Source organism: Peptoniphilus sp. Marseille-Q6390 (assembly GCF_965119475.1).
The window spans coordinates 230,224-251,157 of the sequence record NZ_CBCPLS010000001.1; the positions used below are offsets into that span (position 1 = coordinate 230,224).

General features: G+C 37.8%; 7 protein-coding genes. 6 read left to right on the forward strand and 1 reads right to left on the reverse strand.

Annotated features, from left to right (window positions below; genetic code table 11):
• Positions 1 to 118: 118 nt before the first annotated feature.
• Positions 119 to 1,420: a Na+/H+ antiporter NhaC family protein gene (locus ACWPVO_RS01195; RefSeq protein WP_454206023.1), complete on the reverse strand. Its 1,302-nt coding sequence runs from the start codon at positions 1,418 to 1,420 to the stop codon at positions 119 to 121.
• Between the two features lie 172 nt (positions 1,421 to 1,592).
• Between ACWPVO_RS01195 and ACWPVO_RS01200 the strand changes: the two genes are divergently transcribed.
• From ACWPVO_RS01200 to ACWPVO_RS01225, 6 genes are all read left to right on the forward strand, one after another.
• The gene (locus tag ACWPVO_RS01200; RefSeq protein WP_454206025.1) at positions 1,593 to 3,713 is read left to right on the forward strand and encodes an efflux RND transporter periplasmic adaptor subunit; all 2,121 of its coding nucleotides are present in this window, start codon (positions 1,593 to 1,595) and stop codon (positions 3,711 to 3,713) included.
• A complete protein-coding gene (locus ACWPVO_RS01205; RefSeq protein ID WP_148465096.1) occupies positions 3,710 to 4,393 on the forward strand; it encodes an ABC transporter ATP-binding protein in 684 nt (227 codons plus the stop codon). The genes ACWPVO_RS01200 and ACWPVO_RS01205 overlap by 4 nt, the downstream gene beginning before the upstream one ends.
• Positions 4,393 to 5,646: an ABC transporter permease gene (locus tag ACWPVO_RS01210; RefSeq protein WP_454206028.1), complete on the forward strand. Its 1,254-nt coding sequence runs from the start codon at positions 4,393 to 4,395 to the stop codon at positions 5,644 to 5,646. The genes ACWPVO_RS01205 and ACWPVO_RS01210 overlap by 1 nt, the downstream gene beginning before the upstream one ends.
• A 192-nt stretch (positions 5,647 to 5,838) precedes the next feature.
• On the forward strand, positions 5,839 to 6,081 hold the full coding sequence (locus ACWPVO_RS01215) for a hypothetical protein (RefSeq protein WP_040541269.1): 243 nt from the start codon (positions 5,839 to 5,841) through the stop codon (positions 6,079 to 6,081).
• 637 nt (positions 6,082 to 6,718) lie between these two features.
• Positions 6,719 to 10,303 carry a SpaA isopeptide-forming pilin-related protein gene (locus ACWPVO_RS01220; protein WP_454206030.1) on the forward strand — a complete coding sequence of 1,195 codons (3,585 nt, stop codon included), beginning with the start codon at positions 6,719 to 6,721 and terminating at the stop codon, positions 10,301 to 10,303.
• 145 nt (positions 10,304 to 10,448) lie between these two features.
• Positions 10,449 to 20,510: a SpaA isopeptide-forming pilin-related protein gene (locus tag ACWPVO_RS01225; RefSeq protein ID WP_454206032.1), complete on the forward strand. Its 10,062-nt coding sequence runs from the start codon at positions 10,449 to 10,451 to the stop codon at positions 20,508 to 20,510.
• Positions 20,511 to 20,934 lie beyond the last annotated feature (424 nt).

The window sequence follows — 20,934 nt, forward strand, 5'->3', positions numbered from 1 at the left end:
AGGAGTAATTAAATAAGTTGTAAAACAAAAATACTCAGGTTGAAAAAACCTGAGTTTTTTGTGTGCAAAGATTTTTATAAAGTTTTTAAAATTTATTTTCAAAAGTTCTTAAGTTCTGCTACTTCTTAGTCTTATAGAAGTCTACTACAGAGAAGATTGTGTTGACTAAGATGATGTAGTGGTGGTAGAAGGAGAAGTAAAGGGACATTACAGGTGCGCCCACCATCTCTAGCGGCGTCCTTCCTGCTATGTTCCAAGGGATGTAGGATGGAGTCATGACTGCCGAATTCTCCATATCAAGGGCTAGGTCGTATTGGTCCTTATAATTTTCCCTTGCCATCTCATAGGTTAGCATTATTGTAAGAGTTTGGTTGGAAGAAAAAACTGAAATCATTGCAGACATTAGGGACATGACCAGCATCTTAGGAAGTTTTGCAAACATCTTATTTACAAATTTCTTCACGCCAATTAAGAGGTCAGTCTCCTTGAAGAAACCAAAGTAACCAGAAGAAGTTCCAACTATTAAGAGCATCTTAAACATGGAGAAAAATCCTCCGCCATTAATCAACTTGCCTGCAGGGGAATCCAAGTGAAAACCAAAAATCAAGGCATGAAAAACTTCTGCCAAAGACCTGTCTTGTAAGACCATGGCAAAGACTATAGATATCCCAATGGAAATAAGCATGTTGATCTTTAAATCAATTTTTAAAATTGCAAGGATGATAATAGAAAGAGTTGGAATGATGAGGAGAAGATTGAAATTAAAAATCTCCCTAATCATCTCGATGCTTTCCTTGTCGACTCTTGCGTCGATCCCCAAATTAAAAATTTGATAAGTTGCAATAGTTAGTATAAGAGGAAGGATGCAAGTCCTAAACATATTCCTGAGGTTTACATAGAGGTCTGTCTTGGTAAGAGTTGCCACCAAGAGGGCCGATGTGGACATTGGCGATGACCTATCTCCAAAGAAACAGCCAGATAAAATCGCCCCACCACAAACCATTGGGTTAAAATTCATGGCGTTGGAAATTGACATGGAGATAATCCCTGCCGTAGATGCAGTCCCAAAGCTCGTCCCAGTTAAGAAGGAGATGGCTGAGTTAAAGATAAAGACTCCCACATAGAAAAATTTAGGAGAGATTAAAGAAGTTCCGTGATAAATTATGTAGGCAATTGTGCCTGAAAGTCTCCAAATTCCTGTTATCATTCCAATGAGGGAAAATACGGTTAAGATAGTCTTGGTGTCCTTTATGCCTGTGTATGCCATAGACCAAATTTCCCTTGGATTAAACTTTCTTATGTAAGCGTAAAGAGACAAGAGAATTAAATTCAAAAAGAGGGCAAGGACAATAGAAATGTCAAAAATTATTGCCACAAAAAGATTTACCATAAATAAAATTAAAATTAAAATTTCTAGCATACTTTACTCCATCTACTTTCTTAACTCTAGCTTTACTCCCTTTATTTTATAATTAAGCTAAGTCTTCTTTCAAGGAAATTTAGATAATTCTTAATAATTTTGAAAGATTTTGCAGTTCTTTACTATTGTAATTCTAGAAAAGCTTACTATATAATTAAGCTTGGAGGTAGAAATGAAAAAATTTTACACAAAAGCGAAAAATACCATACTTAAAAATAGAAGAAATAAAATAATAGCGGGAGGAGGACTTGCCCTCATCCTGGCACTTACCCTAGTGCCCAAAATTGCTGGACTTGGTGGAGGAAAGGCAGAAACAATTTCTGAAAACCAAATTGTCACATTGAGGAAGGGCAGCCTCACAAACTCCGTCAGCGAAAAGGGAAAGGTAGTTCCATCAAACTCCGTGGAAGTCTTTTCTGAAAAGGCCCTGCCAGTCACTCAAATAAATGTAAAAGTTGGCGATCAGGTGAAAAAAGGCGACATAATTGCCAAGCTTGACTCATCCAGCATAGAGCAACAGTTGAGGTCAAGGAAGGCACAAAAAGCAGCCACAGACAAAAACCTTTCGGCACAAATTTCTGCTGCCAAGAAGAGACTTTCTGAAGCTGTGACTGGTCAAAAGTCCGGCAAGAGTCCTGCTCTTGTTGCAGCTGAAACTTCCCTAACCCAAGCCATGGACCAATACCTTGCTGCAGAGAAGTCCTACAACGACTTCAAGAGGAGCATCGACGAGAGATACAACCAAGGTCTTGTGGCAGAAAAGGGGTCAAGGGAAAGTCTTGCCTACCAAGAAGAAGCAACTGACCTAAGATACAAGCAATTGGTGGATGACATAAACAAGAATAGGGACAAGATTTCTGAAAACAAGTCCCTTGCCTCAGGAGCGTCAAGGTCCAAGGACTATCTCCAAGCTGACTTAGACAATGCCAAGAGGAGACTTACAGAAATTGGAATTGAAATCTCTGAAAAGCAGGCAGAAATGACTGAAAAACAAGGTCAACTTCTTGGCGGTGGAAAGCAAAATGTCCAAAGCCTGCCTAAAAATAACAATTCAAATTCAGAAAAAAAGAGCATAAACGCAGGCACACTTGAAAGTAAAATTGTAGAAAACACTACAGTGGGAGAAAACCCAGATACTAAAAAGATCCAAAGAGAAATTGACGACTTAAAAAATAAAATCAAATCTCTAACAAGAGAACAAGCCGAAACAGAAATCCTAATAGGAAAAATTTCCGAAGACCTTGCCACTGCCAAGGCTGATGAACAAAAATACCAAGCTGAAGCCGAAGCCCTTGAAAAGGAAGTGGAAGGCCAAGCAAAGCAAGTTGAATCCACAAGCCTTGAAGTGAAAAAGGCAAAGGAAGACCTTTACGCTGATGCCGATAAGGCATTAAAGGCGAGAAAGTCTCGTGATGACGAATTAAAAACTCTGGCACAAAATCTTGAAACGGCAAAGAACAACTACGAAAGTGCCAAGAAAAATCTTGAATCAACAAAAATCCAAGTTGCCAACGAAATCTCTGGTCTAAGGGACAACCTAAAGACAAGTCAGGCAGGAGCCAACAATCTTGACAATGTAGAAATCGAAAACCTATCAGAAGAACTTGAAAAAGTTATGATAAAGGCACCAGCAGATGGAACTGTGACGGAAGTCCCAGCCAAGGAAGGTCAAGTGCCAACAGGCTACCTTGCCAAGATTGAAACCATTGACAAGCTTAGGATAGAATCCCAAATCAAGGAATACGATAAGAACTCCATCAAGGTGGGAACAGAAGTTGAAATCACGTCAGACTCCATCATGGGAGAGGTCTACAAGGGCAAGGTCATCTCCATTGACCCAGCTCCAATGCCAGTATCTGAAGACAACAAGTCTGGCGAAGTATTATACAAGACTGTAATAGAAATAGATGAAGGTCAAGAAGAAAAATTTGCACCAGGCATGACCCTTAGGGTTAAGTACATCATTAGCCAGGAAGAAAACACCTTCAAGGTGCCAAGTGATGCCATCTTCGAAAGAGACAACAAGTCCTATGTCCTTGCACTAAAAGACCTAGGCAAAGACAAGTACCAAATCGAAAAAGTTGAAGTGACAAGGGGACTTGAAAATGATGCAGAAACTGCCGTCAAGTCCAAAGACCTCAAGGAAGGCGACAAGGTCCTTGCCACATCAGGAGGCTATGGAGAAGGCAGCCAAGTTAAACTTATGAGAGATCCAAACTCCAAAGAAAGTGATGGAGATGAAAAAAGTGTAGATGCCAGCACTGCAGAAGCCGGAGGAGTTATCATAAAATGACAGGCAAGCTTATAAAAATGGAGAACATAAAAAAGTCCTTTAACATTGGTAAAGAAAATGAACTGGAAATCCTCCACGGTATAAACTTTGAAGTAAATGATGGCGACTTCGTGTCCGTTGTGGGCCAGTCAGGTTCAGGCAAGTCTACCCTCATGAACATCATTGGACTCCTAGACAGGCAGACATCAGGCTACTACGAACTCAATGGAGTTGACATCTCCACCTTAAAGGACAGCGACTTATCAGCCTACAGGTCCAAAAAAATTGGTTTCGTCTTCCAAAATTTCAACTTGATTCCCAGGTCCAACGCCTTAAAAAATGTGGAACTCCCAATGACCTACGCAGGTCTAGGCAAAAAGGAAAGAGCTGAAAGGGCAGAAAGACTACTTGAAATAGTTGAGATGAAGGACAGGATGGACCATCTCCCCAACGAGCTATCAGGTGGGCAAAAGCAAAGAGTTGCCATAGCCAGGTCAATGGCAAATAACCCCGACATCATCCTGGCAGACGAGCCAACGGGAGCCTTGGACTCCAAGACTGGTAGGAATGTAATGGACCTCTTCCACAAACTCAATAAGGAAGATAAGAGGACCATAATCATCATCACCCACAACATGGAACTCGCCAAGGAAGCTGGCAGGATTTACAAGATGACTGACGGACTTTTGGAGGAGATTTAATGGATATACTAGAAACAATAAAACTCTCCCTTGAAGGACTGAGGTCCAACAAGCTCAGGTCCTTCCTCACCATGCTGGGGATAATAATTGGCATCGGATCAGTAATCGGCATCACAACCATAGGAGATGCCCTCACCAAGTCAGTCAACAAGGCCTTTGACTCCATAGCCAACACAGCAGTCCAAGTTTATGTAAAGCCAAAAAATTCCGACTACGACGGGGGAGAACTCACCGACTCTGACTACTTCTCAGAAAATATAATAAACTATTTAGAAGCTAAAAAGGGCAGGACCATTGAAGACCTAGTCTACCATGGAGCTAGCGGCCAAGGCTATGTCAAAGAAGGAAGAAACAAGGAAGCAGTATCCATAGTTTCCACATCAGAGGGCGAAAAAAATATTTTCAAACTCAAGATGGTTGCCGGCAGGTTTTTAAATGACGAAGACGTGGCAAGGGGCAAGTCTGTTGCAGTTATATCAGACAAGGTCCTTGAAAAAATCTACAAGGTCCCAGCACCAGAAGCCTTGGGTCAAGAAGTGAAAATTGACGTCAATGGCAAACTCCTAGTTGCCACAATAATTGGAGTCTACCAGTACGAAGAGATGAAGGTTATGGGCCAATCCCTTAATGGAGGGAGCTCATCAATATACATTCCAAGGACAACGGGGGACAGAGAACTTTTGACAGAACCAAGGACATCTTACTATGACATCTCCATGACTTTAAAAAATCCCGACACTATAGAAGAAGATTCCAAGGCTCTAGTAGATGACCTAAACGCTAAGTTCTACAAGGACAACTCACGAGCAGAAGTTGCCCACTACTCAGCCAAGAGCGAAATATCACAAATGAACTCAGCCATGGGGTCCATCCAAGTTGCCATAGGAGCCATTGCAGCCATCTCCCTTTTAGTAGGAGGCATCGGCGTAATGAATATCCTCCTTGTGTCAGTAACAGAGAGGACCAGAGAAATTGGAATTAGAAAGGCCTTAGGAGCAACTAGGGGCGACATAAGAAAGCAATTTATCATCGAGTCCGTCATCATTTGCATCATTGGAGGATTCTTCGGCATCATCCTGGGAACTATAATAGGACTAATTGGGTCCAAACTTTTGGAATTCCAAACACTTCCATCCCTGGGATCAATAACAGTTGCAGTTGGATTCTCTATGCTAATAGGAGTTTTCTTCGGCTACTACCCAGCCAACAAGGCAGCCAAACTAGACCCAATCGAAGCCTTGAGGTACGAGTAAAAATTTATAGAAAAATAAGGACGAATAATAACCTATATAATAGAAGAAAAATAAAAAATTAATAAAAGATGGAAAGCACTGTCGAAAGGCAGTGCTTTTTGCTTGACCTAACCCAATTTGCGAGCTAAATTGCCCCTGGCTTAGTCCTGACTGACTTGCAAATAAGACCTAAGTCGTAAATTTTATGAAGTTATGAAGTCTTACGGCTTTATAAAGTCTTATGGCCTTGTAAAGACTTATGACTTGATAAAAAACTCTGGATTCGTGAATGCCTATAAGCTTGAAGAAAAATATAAAGTCCTAAAGTCCCATGAAGTTAGACCTGCTTGTGACTCCATAAGAAATCAAAAAGTCCTGACCAAAGAATGTACAAGAAAAACCTGTATAATAGAAGAAAAATTACAAGAGCTTTTTAATTTATACTTGATTTACTAAGGAGTGAGGAAAAGGATTGGTAAAAAAGTAAGATCTAAAGACATAGAACTTATAAGAATTAAAACAATAATACAAATATTACAGGTCGTGTAATTTAAAAATATTACTGTCAAAGTGATGGATAGAAAATTAAAATGGATGAATTTATATAAAATAAATTTTTGTATATTACTAGGAAAAAAGATAAGCAAGAAAATAGAAAGAAATTATAAAAATAAAAAAAGAAGCCCCATAGATATAGGCTAAGAAATTATAAAATCCACTAGATAGAGGAAAAAAATCGAAAAAATTTAAAATTTTACCCCTGGTTAAAATTGTATAAAATAAATACAATAATTCATACCAAGATGACACATATATTAATATTTAAATATATTTAAAATACAGGGAAAGGCTATAAATAGAGGTTATTACAAATTTATTACAAGTTATTCATAGTGTTTATACTATGGAAGTGAGGGGGGAGTATTAGTGTAAAAGCTCAACAAATGACAGAAATAAGCCTTTGTAAGAAAAGTTTTTTTATGAAATTCTATTGATATGTAATAAGCCTTGTATTACAATATATATATTATTACTAGAGAATTACATTTTTCCTAGTATAGACTTAAAATGATTGGAGAATAGGAGAAAGAAAATGGACAATATTTTTAAAAGATTTACATGCCTCTTACTGGCATTCTTAATGGTTATGGAGGTCTTTAGCCCAGTAGCAGCTTTAGCGGCAAGCTTAATAGATGAACCTGAAAGCCAGAATTCAACTAGAATAGAGGAAAACATTTCTGGAGAACTATTTAACAAACCAGCCGCAAAAGCAGAAAAGACCGATACTAGGAATAAAGAAGAAGTACATAAAAAAACTTCTAATAAAGCTAAGGAGACTGGCAAGGCTCCTGACCTAATACCAGCTAAGAAAACAAAGAATGACCACGAATCAATGAATCCGGCTAAGCAAACTAAAAATGATTATGAAATTTTAGTTCCTGCTAAAGAAAAAGCTAAGCCAGAAGCAAAAGCTGCAGAAGAAGCTAAGGCTAAAGAAGAACAAGCTGCAAAAGAAAAGGCAGAACTTGATAAGATAGAAAAAGAAAAGCAAGAAGCCCTAAGAATCGAAGCAGAAAGACAAGCACAAGCAGCAAGAGCAAACGATGCAGAAGCCGCAGCAGCCGAAGCCGAATACAGAGATGCTCATCAAAAGAGGCTAGAGCTTGAACAACTACTAGAAGAAAAATTAAAAGAAAAAGGTCTAAGAGACCAAAAGAAACAATCAGAAAAAAGTCTAAACGCGGAAGAATCAAATAAATTAAAAAATACAAACGAAGAAGAAAACACAGAAGAACAAGAAAAAGGTCTACTAGAAAAAATCAAAGAAGGCCTTGGACTTACAGACCTACAAAGAGCAGACAAAGAACTTAAAAAAGCACTTAAAAATAAGAAGAACGGCTTAGAAGAAATTCAAGCATTACTTAACACTTTCGAAGACAAGTACGACTTGTCAAGAGAAGACCAAGCCAAACTAATGGCAGACAACGAAGAAGCCTTCCAAGAACTAATTGATAGAGATAGGGAAGAAAACTTCAGACCACAGGTTTTTGCAACAAGACCTTTAACTGCAGATGAAAAGACAAACCTAGCAGGAAAAAAGTTTAATATAAAGACAATCTTCCAAACATCTAATGCAGGAGGACCAATTCAAGATTACCAATATTTCAAAATTCATTTAGATGATGAACTTACAGTTAATGACCCAAATACATTGAAGCCAATTATCTACAATGGCAGGGTTATTGCAAAACCAACTTACAATAAAGATGATAATATCATTACCTATAACATTGAAGGAACAATTCCAGAAAATATAAATATTCCACTTGATATACCAGTAGACTACAATACAAATAACATTAAACTTAATGAAGATGAAACTTTTGTAGTAATTAATAAAGTTTCAGGTCTTGGTGTTAAAGCTCCAAAAAATCTTTTACCACAAAGGGTTAATAAAAAAGGTGAAATAGTAGGAACTATTATAGAACCAGGTAGACACGATGTTACACAAATCATCGAAGCTGATGATCAAAACTACAAAGTAGACATGGATGCAGTAGCAAATCCTGTACTAAAAGATGGTGAACTACAAGGTTACAACTGGACAATTAAAGTATCTTCAGATACAAACCTAGATGAGCTTGGTTTTAAGGCAAACTTCACAACTGTGAAAGGATCAGGTCTAGGAGATATTTCAAGTAATGTTCAATTAACAGACAACCCAATAAAAGGCGGATTTGGTATTCACGACTCCAAACACCACGCTCCAGGAGCTGTAAGAGAAATAACTTATAATCTCTATACACCAGTTAAAGGTATGCAAGAAAAGTACATGATGGATATTTCTGTTATCCTTACTGCAAAAGGTAAAGTTGGTGCAAAGAGAATTGTCATGGATGGCTGGCCAATAGATAAGGTCAAAGAAACTACACCTATCAGAGCAGGCATGAACAATAGAACAACAATCCTTGGAGAATTTACTTCAGAAAATTCTGCTAAGTGGACAGTAACGGATGGGGTATCTACAGGGGATGGAACAACAAGCTTACCATTAGAAAACAGACAACTTGAAGGCAATCAAACTGGCTCTATAGGACAAACTGTAGTTTATAAAATTGATCCACAATCAGGTCAAATGGTTGTTGATGTCGAAGGTACTAATGGAGAAAAAACAGTAGGTACTATCGCTGCATACGAGTACAACTCTACAATAGATGGAAAGTCAAAAGAAGCACAAAAACTCAGTGGTGTGGAAATTTCCAAATACCAAGATGTAAATGTAGAGCAAAATTGGAATCTTGATAAAGGTTTAAAAATGCCTGAAATGACATTAAAGGCAGTGAACGGATCAGGCGATGAAATCGGAATAACTAAAGTTGGAGAATCAGAAGAAGCTAATCCAGCCCCAGCTACTAGAGACATCACAATTCCAAATGTAAAAGTATGGAATATTCAAGGTGAACGTAAATTTTCTAAAAATGATGTAAAAATCAAACAAGAATTTCCAACAGGAAACACTTATAATGGCGAACCGATTAACTATTATGAAAATAACAACTGGTATGACCTTAACAAAAAGGGATACTACATCCACAATAGGGCAACAGTACAAAAAATACCAAAATTTGGAAACTTCACCCTTATCAAAAAAGGTGAAGATAACAAGCCTCTTGAAGGAGCAACATTTAAACTCCTAGGATCAGGTGAAGCAGAAGTAACCACAAATAAATATGGCGAGATTCAATTTTCCAATATAAGCCCAGGAACCTACACACTTTTGGAAACCAAGGCTCCAAAAGACTACAAGTTAAATCAAGAAAGAACAACTGTAGATGTAGATGATGAAGGAAGAATATCTATAAACGGTAGCAACGCCAAATTGTCAGTTGGAACCAACCCAACAGTAACAGTAGCAGACCCAACTTATCCTGACTACATGAATGCAATGCAATATGCTACAAAGGATGACCAGGGCAATGTTACAACTTACATCTTCCTAAAAGCTAATTCAGCAAGACAAGGTGGATCTACAAATAGAAACACCAGAATTAGTCTAAGGGTAAATGGTGGTGTAATAGAAAACCTAGATGACGTAAAGGTCTATGACGTAAATCCGGATACTCAAAGAGGTATTGTAAAAAACGCCATGACCCAACAGACTGTTGATCAAAAGCTTATAGATCAGCTAGGAGACAGCGTCGTAAATAAACCTAATAATAATAATTGGGTAATCAGGGGAACCCCAAACCATACAGATCCTTATACCAATAAACTTGGTTACGAAATCACCTTCCCTAAGGAAAGATTTGGAAGAGATTGGGGATTCTTGGTAGTTGCAAAATCAAAACCTTTAAATGGCGGCACAAATACCCTAACCTATGACTGGTTAACTAGCCAAGATACTGGAAGCAACGCTAAGTTACAAAACCAAACGGTACAACCAACATCAACATCAGAAGCATCAAAGGGAACAACAATTACAGTAACCAACGAAAAATTTGAAACACGTCCTGTAGAAATCACAAAGATTGACAAGAAAGAAAATCCAATAGTTGGAGCGACATTTGAAATAAGAGATGCAAACGACAAGGTAATTTCTACAGTAACATCACAAGCTGCCGACGAGAAAGGAAAAAAATGCAGGACTTGCATCCTTTGGAAACCTACCAGAAGGTAAGTATACAATAGAAGAAATTGCTGCCCCAGAAGGATATGTAAAATCAGATGTAATCTTCGAAGTTACAGTAGATGATTCAAAGCAAGTAACCTACAAACCAAAATACAAGAACGGATCAGGTAGCCCAATAAATGGTGAAGACTACTTGATAACAGATGAAGAGCAAGCACAAGAAGAAGCTACTGCTAAGATAAGTGTTGTAAGTCAATCTTTAGTTATCAACGAAGGGGACTCAGGAGATATTGGTACAAGACCACAAGTTTGGGAAGCATACAGACTTGAATCTTTGAAGTACAATGCTACTATTGACCTTGAACAATCTTCTCCAGGTCAAAGATTCTCCATCCAATTTGATAAAAACTTAGACTTCACACAATACTTTGGAGAATTCCCTAAGCTAAACATCGCTGGAGTAGACGTAGCAGACCCATATTTTGACTATACAACTAACAAATTGACTTATGTATTTAACGATAATTCAATAGGTGGAAAAACACAGGCCAAGATAGAACTTAAGGGTATTATCCCATCCAAGTATTTTGCCAAAAATGATGGAACTTATTCATTCACAATAACAGTAGCACCAGGTCAAAAAGGTGTCACAGGTCAACAAACTATTAAAACGGATGTACAGGCAGACTACGGTCAATACGACTACGATGGTAAAAATGTCCAAGTACCACAGTCCTACTATTTTAGGGACGTCTACCAAGATGATAAGGGAGACTGGTATGTAGCAGCTATTGCCTACTACAACCCAGTTCACCTCAGAGCAACAGGCCAAAAAGAGCTTAAATTTAACTGGCTATCAACTAATTATCAAGGGGCTAACAAAAACTTCTTCACTTGGGAAGGTAATGGAAACAAACCAGCCTTCTCCCTAAGAGATGTTAAGATTTATCGTACATCACCCAAAATGGGTACGATAAAAGCAGGAAACTTTGAGAAAAAAGTCAACTACAACATGCCCCAATCCTACGGTGTAAGACCGGAACAAGATCCTGCAACCTACAACTTGGTATATTCAAGAGCTATTAATCCAAATTCTCCTGTTAACAATGACAGACAAGGTTCAATTACTCTTAATTACGACCCTGGTCAAATCCAAGAATTTGGAGTAATCACAAAAAATTCTCCACTAAAAATCAAGATGCCAGCAATTGACGATAGGAGCAAGGATGGCTATATCATAGAGCAAACCTTCAAGATTGATGACCTTTATAAGTTCAACAACCTATGGAGAGTCTTCTGTATGACAAACAATGACTTCAAATCATCATTTATCACAAGAGCCAACTACAACAAGGCTACAGGTGACCAAGCAGGTGGAGAGATTCCAAAATTCTACAGCCAAAAAGTTGCGTTAATTAACAAAAAATATGAACCAGGTAATTTTAAAATCAAAAAACTTGATGAATCTGACAGAAGTAAAACTCTTGACGGAGCAACTTTTAGCCTAGAAGATGAAAACAAAAATGTGATCTACAGATCATCAGGTCAAGGTGGTATAGTACAATTCTCTAAACTAAAACCAGGCATCTATACCCTAAGAGAAGAAAAAGCTCCAGCAGAGCATATAAAATCAGACAAGACTTGGAGAGTAAACGTCGGTATCGATGGTGTTGTAACAATCATAGAAATAGGTCTTGGATCAACAGGAGAAGCCCTAGTTGGAAAAGATACTATAGAATTAGAAGTTACAAACAAACCAGTAGCAACTGAATTTAAGGTTTACAAGAAAGACAATGAAAATGTCCCACTACAAGGAGCAAAGTTCAAGATTACCACAACCGATGGCAAACAGGTTGTTACAACAGGTGAATCTGATAAAAACGGTCTAGTTTCATTTGATAAAAAACTTGAAAATGGAACTTATCTATTAGAAGAAGAAGCTGCACCATCAGGTTTCAAGAAACTTGATAAAAAATGGGTAATAGAAATAAATAACAATAAGGCCAAAGTCTACAACTATATAGAGGGTCCTTCAACAGGAACTGATGCAAATGTAAACAAGTCCATCCTAGGAGTAGAAGGAACTAAATGGGTAGAAGTAGCAAAAAGACCACTTACAGGTTGGGTACTAGGAGATAACAGACAAACAGGTTACTACAACAACTGGCCACAACCATTCAAACTTGGTACAAGAATTGTTGGTAAAAATACCAAAGATAAATATGTTATCCAAAGATATGTAATAAACCCAGAAGCTGATACAGTAACTTTAAATAACGCATCCATCCACAGAGAAAAACCATGGTTTAATAACATGAGTTGGTATGCAGGAACTGAAGCTTACAAGATTTTCGAACTTGATAAGGCAGTTGATGGAAATGTAGAAGATATCAGACTTGAAAACTACAATTTGACAGATATTACAAAGGATACAAGTAAAGTCAGTGTAAAAAGCCAAGTTATTACTGGTCAACCAAGACTCTACTTGGACTTTAAGGGCAGACAAATTACAAATCCTATAGTAATAGATGTAAAAATACCTTATACATCAGAAGACGGTGGAGTAGGTACAGGAATGGACCTATACACAAATAAGGGTTCTTTCTGGAAATCTGACTACTACGATATGGCAAACCAAATCGTAGAAGGAGATCCTGTAGTAACTAAGAGTGAAGCAGGAAATATCAAGGGAGCCTATATATCAGAAGGTTCACTTGACGTTACTAACGATAGAGTAGTACAAGAATTCTCCTTCAAGAAGGTAGACGATGGTGGCAACCAAACAGATGCAATAACTGGAGCAACATTCAAACTTCAGGGACCAAAGAAGTCAGATACAGACCTAGGCAAAGAAGTTTGGAAGAAATCTGGCACAGACGGAACAGTTAAATTCGACAACCTAGTACCTGGTATTTACAAACTAACTGAGTCAGGAGCCCCACAAGGTTACGAAAAATCTAATACAGACTGGACAGTAACAGTTACTAAGGATGGAAAGATTTATATAAGAGATAACAAGCCTGGAGATCAAGTTCCAGATCAAGGAGCCCAATGGCAAAAGGTAGATACAAGTCAGCCTAATCCTAATAAACACACACAAAGCTACACTAGCAATGGAAGTAAAGGTAGAATTGCAACAAAGATTACTGAAGTAAACACAAAGGAAAATAAATTCAGACAAGTTTACATTATAAATGGAAGCCCTGATGATTTATTAAACCCATATTTCGAAATTCATGCACAAAAAGAAACCAGAGGATTAACTTTAAATAACACATCTATAGTTTCAATGAATCTAGTTGATAGAACATCAACTCCTGAAAAACTTGTAAATGTAGGAGAAAAAGTTGATTACACTACAGATGTATATGTTAAGAATAATGGCCAAAATAGGATAAAGATAACACCAAAGAATCTTGCAGGTACTAAGACTATAGCCTTAACTATAGAATCTGAAATACCAAATTCGGGTACTATTGGAACAGGGCTTGACTTTATAAACCCTGGCTACAGAAACAATTACTGGTTTGCAGAATGGTATGATAGCTTCAATGACATAAGATTAGAACCAGCTCAAAATGCAACAGGAGATAGAAGTGCAAATACTGACAATTCTAATACAACAATAGAGCCAAACTCAAAACTAATAATTACTAATCTTCCAAAGTCTCAATTATTTAGGGCAGCATCTTCTTCTGAAGAAGCATTAGAAATTAGTCCTGCAGAAGAGGCAAAAAAAGTACTAGCTTATAACAAGGACAGCAACAATGACTTCTATACAAAAAATGTGTTACAAGATATAAAACCTCTAGCACTAAATAGTGACTTTAAAGTTGGAGATAACCTTGTTGGACAACCAGTCGGTACAGGAAATGGTTGGGAAGCTGTTGATCCAAGTAAGTCTGAGGGAAGAACTACAAAAGCTCATAGTGATGATTATATGGAAACAAAAGTCACAGAGATAAACAAGCAAGAAGACAAGTTCAAACAAACATTCTTGTTTAAGCCGGCAAGTTCTAATTTTACTGGAAAGATTGAAATTCATAGAGAACCAGAGACAAATGATGGCCAATTAAATGATCTTTATATAAAAGATGGTAATAGGATAATATCTACAGTTAAATTCTATGAGGTTGATGCAAATTCAACAATAGATAATGTTACTGGTAGAAAAGAAATTACAATAAATGCCAATAATAATAGAAACAACAGCCCATCTATGAGGATTAAGGCAGACCTTCCAAAAGGTAAGACAATATTGGTAGAAGTTGAAACTCCTTATGCGAAGGATAAGACTAAGACTCTAGGTCTAGGAGCAGATTATCAATATGCTAAAAAACCAGGCTTATACGATGATACGAAGTATAAATCATGGGCATGTGACTCTTATTCAAACGAAGCAGGAGTAAATAAAAACACAAGCCAAGAACCAGTAATCACTTATCAAAATAGGACAGAAGAAACAACATTACCATTCAGCAAACAAACAGTCTACTCTGACCAATACCCAGAAGGTTCAAGTCAAGTTACTCAACAAGGTGTAAATGGGAAGGAAATAAAAACCTATAAGCAAAAATTTGTGAATGGCCAGTTTGATAGTGAAGAGCTAATCGACACTCAAAGAACTGAACCTATTCCAGAAATAACAACTATAGGTACAAAGAAACCACAACCAACTTATTCAGTATCTGTTAATAGTACAAAGATAAGTGCAAGTCCAAGCCAAGGTGTAGCAGAAGGTAAAGAAGTCACAGTTACTGTAAGACCAGGAGCAAATGAAGAGCTAGATACCCTAACTTACACTTATGGAACAACCACTGTTAATATTGATAAAAATACAAAGAAATTCAATATGCCAGCAGCAAATGTAACCGTAAATGCTACATTTAAACCTATAGTAAAAACTTACACTGTAAACAGGGAGACAGAGTCCTACGGTTATGTCAAACTTGGACCAGAAAATCCTTTCAGTGTAAATGCAAAAGCAGGCGAGACATTTAACTTTGAAGTAATTGCCTACCAAGGTAACAGAGTTTTAAATGCAACGGTTACAAAAGCCCCTTATGGAGGATCTGTTGAAAACTTTGTTTTCGATCCAACTACAGGCAAGGGTTCATTCACTATGCCAGAGTCAAACGTAACTGTTCGTGGTGTATATGAAAAAATTCCGGAAGGCGAAAGAACTGCCTTCGAAGAAAGAACCGAAGTCTTAAAACACGAAACTAAAGTAACTGTTGATGAAAGTCTAAATCCAGGCGACAGAGTTGTAGACACACCAGGTGCAGATGGAGAAGTAAAAACAAAATACACTGCAACTTATAATATTAAAAAAGCTGGTCTACAAGAAGCAGCAGCTCCAGCAGATTGGCCAACAGAAGTAGTTCAAGCTTTACAAAATGGCAAGAAAGATAATGAAATAATTACTGCTTACAATAAAGTAGAATTATCAAAAAAAGACCCAGTTGCAGAAGAGGTTCGTGTAGGTAAGTCTGACGACCCAATTGATACTTGGACACCAGGAGCTGATGACAAACTAATCAAAGACACCGATAAACCTCAAGAACTTGTTAAGATTACCAACAAAAAAGCTGGTATTACTCCTAAGATTCTAAAGAGATCTCCAGGTGGTGAAATTCTTCCAGGTGCGACATTCACACTTAACAAGATGACTGACAACACTTACTCAAATATCGACACGGAATTTGGAACCCTAACAGCAACTTCTGATGAAAAGGGTGATGTAATCTTTAAGAATGGAGCAGGAAATGTTGTTAAACTTCAAAAAGGTTACTATGTCCTAAGAGAAACAAAAGCCCCAACAGGTTACAAGAAAAGTACAGCTGATTGGAAGATTGAGGTCAAGGATGATGGCGGTAGAATGTATGCCGAATATCAAGGACCAGAATCAACACCTTCAAGCTTTATAAATGATAACACGAAATCCAACGCAGGATTTTCACCTGACAATGCTGGAATAAAATATAAGTCAAGACTCACTTATATTGACACAGAATCAAAGACTTATATCCAAAGGATCTATATAGATACCAGAGCTTACTCTGGAACGACTCCTCTAAACCTTCAAATCACACCGAAGTATAAGAGAGAAGAAAGAGATGCTGCAGGACAACACCCAGAAACTATAAAAGATGGTGTAAAGACAGCTTATTTCACAGCATATAAATTATCAAATCCAAGTGATTTCAGTAACATGAATGACCCTAAACTTGATAAGATTTTAAGAACTTACGACTTGTCAAATGATAACCTATCTATGATAAAAACAGCTAGATGGAGACCTTTCGACTGGGGCTTTGACGAAGACCAACTAAACCTTGAAAAAGGTGTCTATATAGTAGACGTGGAAGGCTTCTATGATGATGTTATAATAACAGGCAAATCTGACAAGGATGATAAGTATAATATTCCACAAGAAGACTTAGGAAAGATTGACCTTCACGTAGACTTCTACAGTGGAGAAAGACAATTCAAGCAATTAGTATTTGATAAAGATCAAAACAAATTTGTTTACAAAGCATTTAAAGGCGCATCTTACCAAGGTGGTGCTGCTGCCCTAAGACAAAGATATGAAGATAAACTTGTCGCAGCTGGTTACTCAAAAGAAGAGGCTAAGAAAAAAGCAGACGAGTGGGCTGGAACAAAAGACGAGGGAGCAAAGTATGCTAATTTCGTTGGCAAAGAAGTTGAATTAAATGGTACTAAGTACAAGACTGGTATTATCGATCCAGAACTCGGCACTCCAGCAGTTCATGCCGACACAAGTGTTGACTTGAATCCACTTTATAACTCAAAGGGACATCAAGAAATACCAAAAGAAGGTCTTGAGTTTATAAACGAGGAAGAAACCTTTAACATTACCTTCTCTAAACACGGTCGTAAAAATCCAAAAGACGACATCAACAGTTCAACGGTAACAAACAACAGACTAGAAGGTGCAGTCTTTAAGCTCCAAGTTCGTGGACCAGGTGGTGAATACGAAGACATACCAGGTACAACTGTAGCTTCTGCCTTCAACGGATACTTCGGATTTAGGGGACTAAAGCCAGGTCGTTACAGACTTATGGAAATCAAAGCTCCAAAAGGATACAAGCCAATCAAAGACCCTGTACTTCACTTCACAATCGCCTACCAAGGAAAAATCGTAGATGGTGAAACTGGTAACATAACACCAGGTAGAGGTGTTGTAACACTCGAGTACAACGAAGGTAATGGTATCTTCCAATACGCTCCTGATAAGAAAGGCCCAGATGGTAAACCAATCACCCCAGAAGATGGTAAGCTAGTCGACTATGTAACAAGCGCTACTGCCAAGAACATGGGTAAAATTATAAATGAAGTCCCAGGTAAAGGTAGTGTAACCCTTACTAAGTATGATGATAGTAAAAACCTACTTCCAGGAGCAGAGTTTAGGCTAACTAGAATTAGTAGACAAGTAAAAGGCGATGAAGATGCTAATAAGAATGACGGAAGTTATACTAAGACAGTTGGTCAAGATGGAAAAATCGTCTTTGATGAACTTCCAATCGGTCAATACGAATTAGAAGAAACCAAAGCTCCAAAGGGCTACCAAAACAAGGGTAAAAAATGGAGATTCACAGTTGGTGGTGTGGGACTAGACCCATACATCAATGACAGTGATGTCGGAGATAGAGATATTTCTAAGAGTATAGAAATGACATCAGTAATGTCAGTCCTAAGACCAGATGGAAAAGATGGAACAGAAACTGAAGGCAATTCAAAGATTCACCCACACAAGGGTCATGCACTATCCTTCAAGAATACTTTCAATATAAAAGATGACACAGCAATAAAAGCTGGCGACTACTTCACAATTAAGTTAACAGACAACATCGACCTTGAAGGTATATTGAAAGAAAAATCTCAAAACCTTGACTTGTTCGCCGATGGAGTGGGAACAATAGCCAAGGCCAAGTATGATAAAGAAGCAGGAACACTAACCTATGTATTCACATCCTACGCCGACCAATACAACAAGACAGATTTTGCAAATACTATCACAGCTCATATCAACCGTTATAAGGTACAAAACTCAACTCAAAACGAAGAAGTTGGAATGGGAATATATGATGAAGCAACTAAAAAATATATTGGCCAAGCTACGAAAAATAATATTGCTGTAGAATATGACCTTGATATGGCGAAAAACGAGTATAACAAGGCGAATATGACATCTAAGATAGTAAGCTTTGATAATGAAAGTGGAGAATTTGTCCAATACTTCTATATCAATAGAGATAGGCTAGCAAATCAAGGAGCGCTAACATTCAAGTACAAGCCAAACGAGGCTGTAAGCAACTTGAGATTTGACTTTATAAGGCTCGATCAAAATGGCGCATATGTTTACGATTATAATACAGGCCGATATTACAACACTGATTATTATGTAAATAGAGATATGCCAGAATCCTTTGGTGTAAACGAAAACTCTGACAATCTAACTAATTATGGTCAGCTTGGTCCTTATGATCTAAAAGCTAATGAAAATGCAAATATTTCAATGGGTACTATAGGAGCCCACAACTCCATAATCCTAAAGGTTACAGGTAAGGTTAAAGGAGATAACATTTCATCTTTCGACACCTATGCACAACTATATAATAAAATTCCAGTTAAAGACTATTATGGCAACACTATAGGTTATAACGTGGGATATTATGTAGAAAGAACAAATGGCATTCGCATGTTTGAAAACAAAACAACAGCAAGTGCTAAGCTTGAAATAGATGCCATTAACCCTAAGAATGAAATCATCTTCAAGAAGATTGATCAGGAAGGTAAGATTTTACCAGGAGCTGAGTTTAAACTTGAAAAGTACTACAAAGACCAAAATAAATGGATTCAAGTTACAGGCTCCGAAAAAAAAGCTGGCGATGATGGCCTAGTTACGTATGAAAAACTAGAATCAGGTAGATATGCCCTAATAGAAACGAAAGCCCCAGATGGCTACGCTAAGATAGAAGGACATATACAAGAATTTACTGTAGGCGAAGATGGTGTAATCACAAGACAAGTTGTCAAGGAAAAGCCAGCAGAAAAGCCACAATCATTAGTAGCATCAATGAGAGTAATGCTAGGCTCGGTAGCAAGTGCTATAACAGGAGATGCCAATACTGAAACAGTGACAGAGCCTGTAAGTAAAGAGCCAATAAATGTAATCAACTATAAGGAAGTTGAATTCGAAAAAGTTGATGCTAATGATAAGTCTAAGAAGCTTGAAGGTGCTGAATTTGAAGTTCATTACAAGGAAAAGGATACTGATAAAGATTACTCACCTCTTAAAGTTAAGAAGACTGTAGAAGGTGTGGAAAAAGAAGTAACCATGACAGCAACTTCAGGAAAAGATGGGAAGTTCAAGTTGCCAATCACAAAAGATGGCTACTATGCTCTAGTGGAAACTAAAGCACCAGATAATTATTCTAAGATTCCTGGTAACATTAGAGAATTCAAACTAGAAAATGGTAAGGTCCAAACTCTTGAAAAAGATCCATTGAAGGCAAGTCACAAGACATCTGCTAAGGGAAAAATAACAAGTGAAATCTTATCAGCAGACAAGGATAATAAAACATTCAGACAAAGGATTATTATTAACCCTAACCATGACAAGATGACAATTCCATCTTACCAATCATATATCCGTATCAAGGAAAATAACTGGAAGATAACACCTAAGTTTAAGAACACTGATCCTAACAAATTAAATGTAGGTGGAGAAGTAAATGTGGCTATTCTTAAGAAAGATGGCGAAAAGACACTTGATAAATTAACGAAAGATGACTACAAGAAAGTTGATGCAATTTCCTTTACAACTGCTGGCAACATCACAGGTTCAAGATACGGACTAAAGGATATGCTTGGTTCGACAGATACGACAGATGAATCAATCACAACAACAGATTCAATAGTAATGGAATTTACTGGTAAGCTTGATGACAATAACACAAGTGGCAAAGCAGACCAACTATTTGAACTTGTATTTGATTCATCCATAGATGATGATGTTAGAGACAAGCTTGATGTACAAACTATAGCAGAAGGAAAGCCTGCCTATGCAGACCATGACCAAAAGCATCCTATCCAAGTGGAAAACCGTAAGGCGGAATATCCGCACACTGGTGGTATGGGTACTTTGATCTTTACTCTTGCGGGGCTTGTGCTTATGAGTGCGGCGGCTTATGTTTACAGCAGGAAGAGGGGTGTGTCTTATGATGATTAAGATCACAGACAAGAAGAGGCACCCTCCGTAAAGTGCTTGTTGTGCAAGTCAAAATCAATTTTAAATGAATAGGGAGTGTGGAGGGAAGCCGAGTTGGCTCGCCCTTGGGGATGAGCCACTCACAACACTCTCTCATTCTTACATTTAGTCTGGCGATGCCAGAGACCTAGTTGATTCTCATTGAATGACTAATGAGACTTGACGAGTAAGGAGCCTAGGGCCAAGCTTCTATAAGGAAGCAAGTGCCAAAGGCGAGTCTTCCAAGAGGAAGGCGACAGTTAATAAGTAAGAAGCGTAGACATGACACAGGCCCAAGGGGCAGGTGGAAGGAAGGCTTCAAGACTTATTAGGATGACCTGAAAGGGTTTATGTTTTAGGGGTTTGGTCCACATGGACTGGGCTAGACTAAGACGAAAAATAATTG

Coding starts and splice junctions, on each gene's coding strand:
- ACWPVO_RS01195 (WP_454206023.1), bottom strand. CDS start 1,420: ATGCTAGAAATTTTAATTTTAATTTTATTTATGGTAAATCTTTTTGTG.
- ACWPVO_RS01200 (WP_454206025.1), top strand. CDS start 1,593: ATGAAAAAATTTTACACAAAAGCGAAAAATACCATACTTAAAAATAGA.
- ACWPVO_RS01205 (WP_148465096.1), top strand. CDS start 3,710: ATGACAGGCAAGCTTATAAAAATGGAGAACATAAAAAAGTCCTTTAAC.
- ACWPVO_RS01210 (WP_454206028.1), top strand. CDS start 4,393: ATGGATATACTAGAAACAATAAAACTCTCCCTTGAAGGACTGAGGTCC.
- ACWPVO_RS01215 (WP_040541269.1), top strand. CDS start 5,839: ATGAAGTCTTACGGCTTTATAAAGTCTTATGGCCTTGTAAAGACTTAT.
- ACWPVO_RS01220 (WP_454206030.1), top strand. CDS start 6,719: ATGGACAATATTTTTAAAAGATTTACATGCCTCTTACTGGCATTCTTA.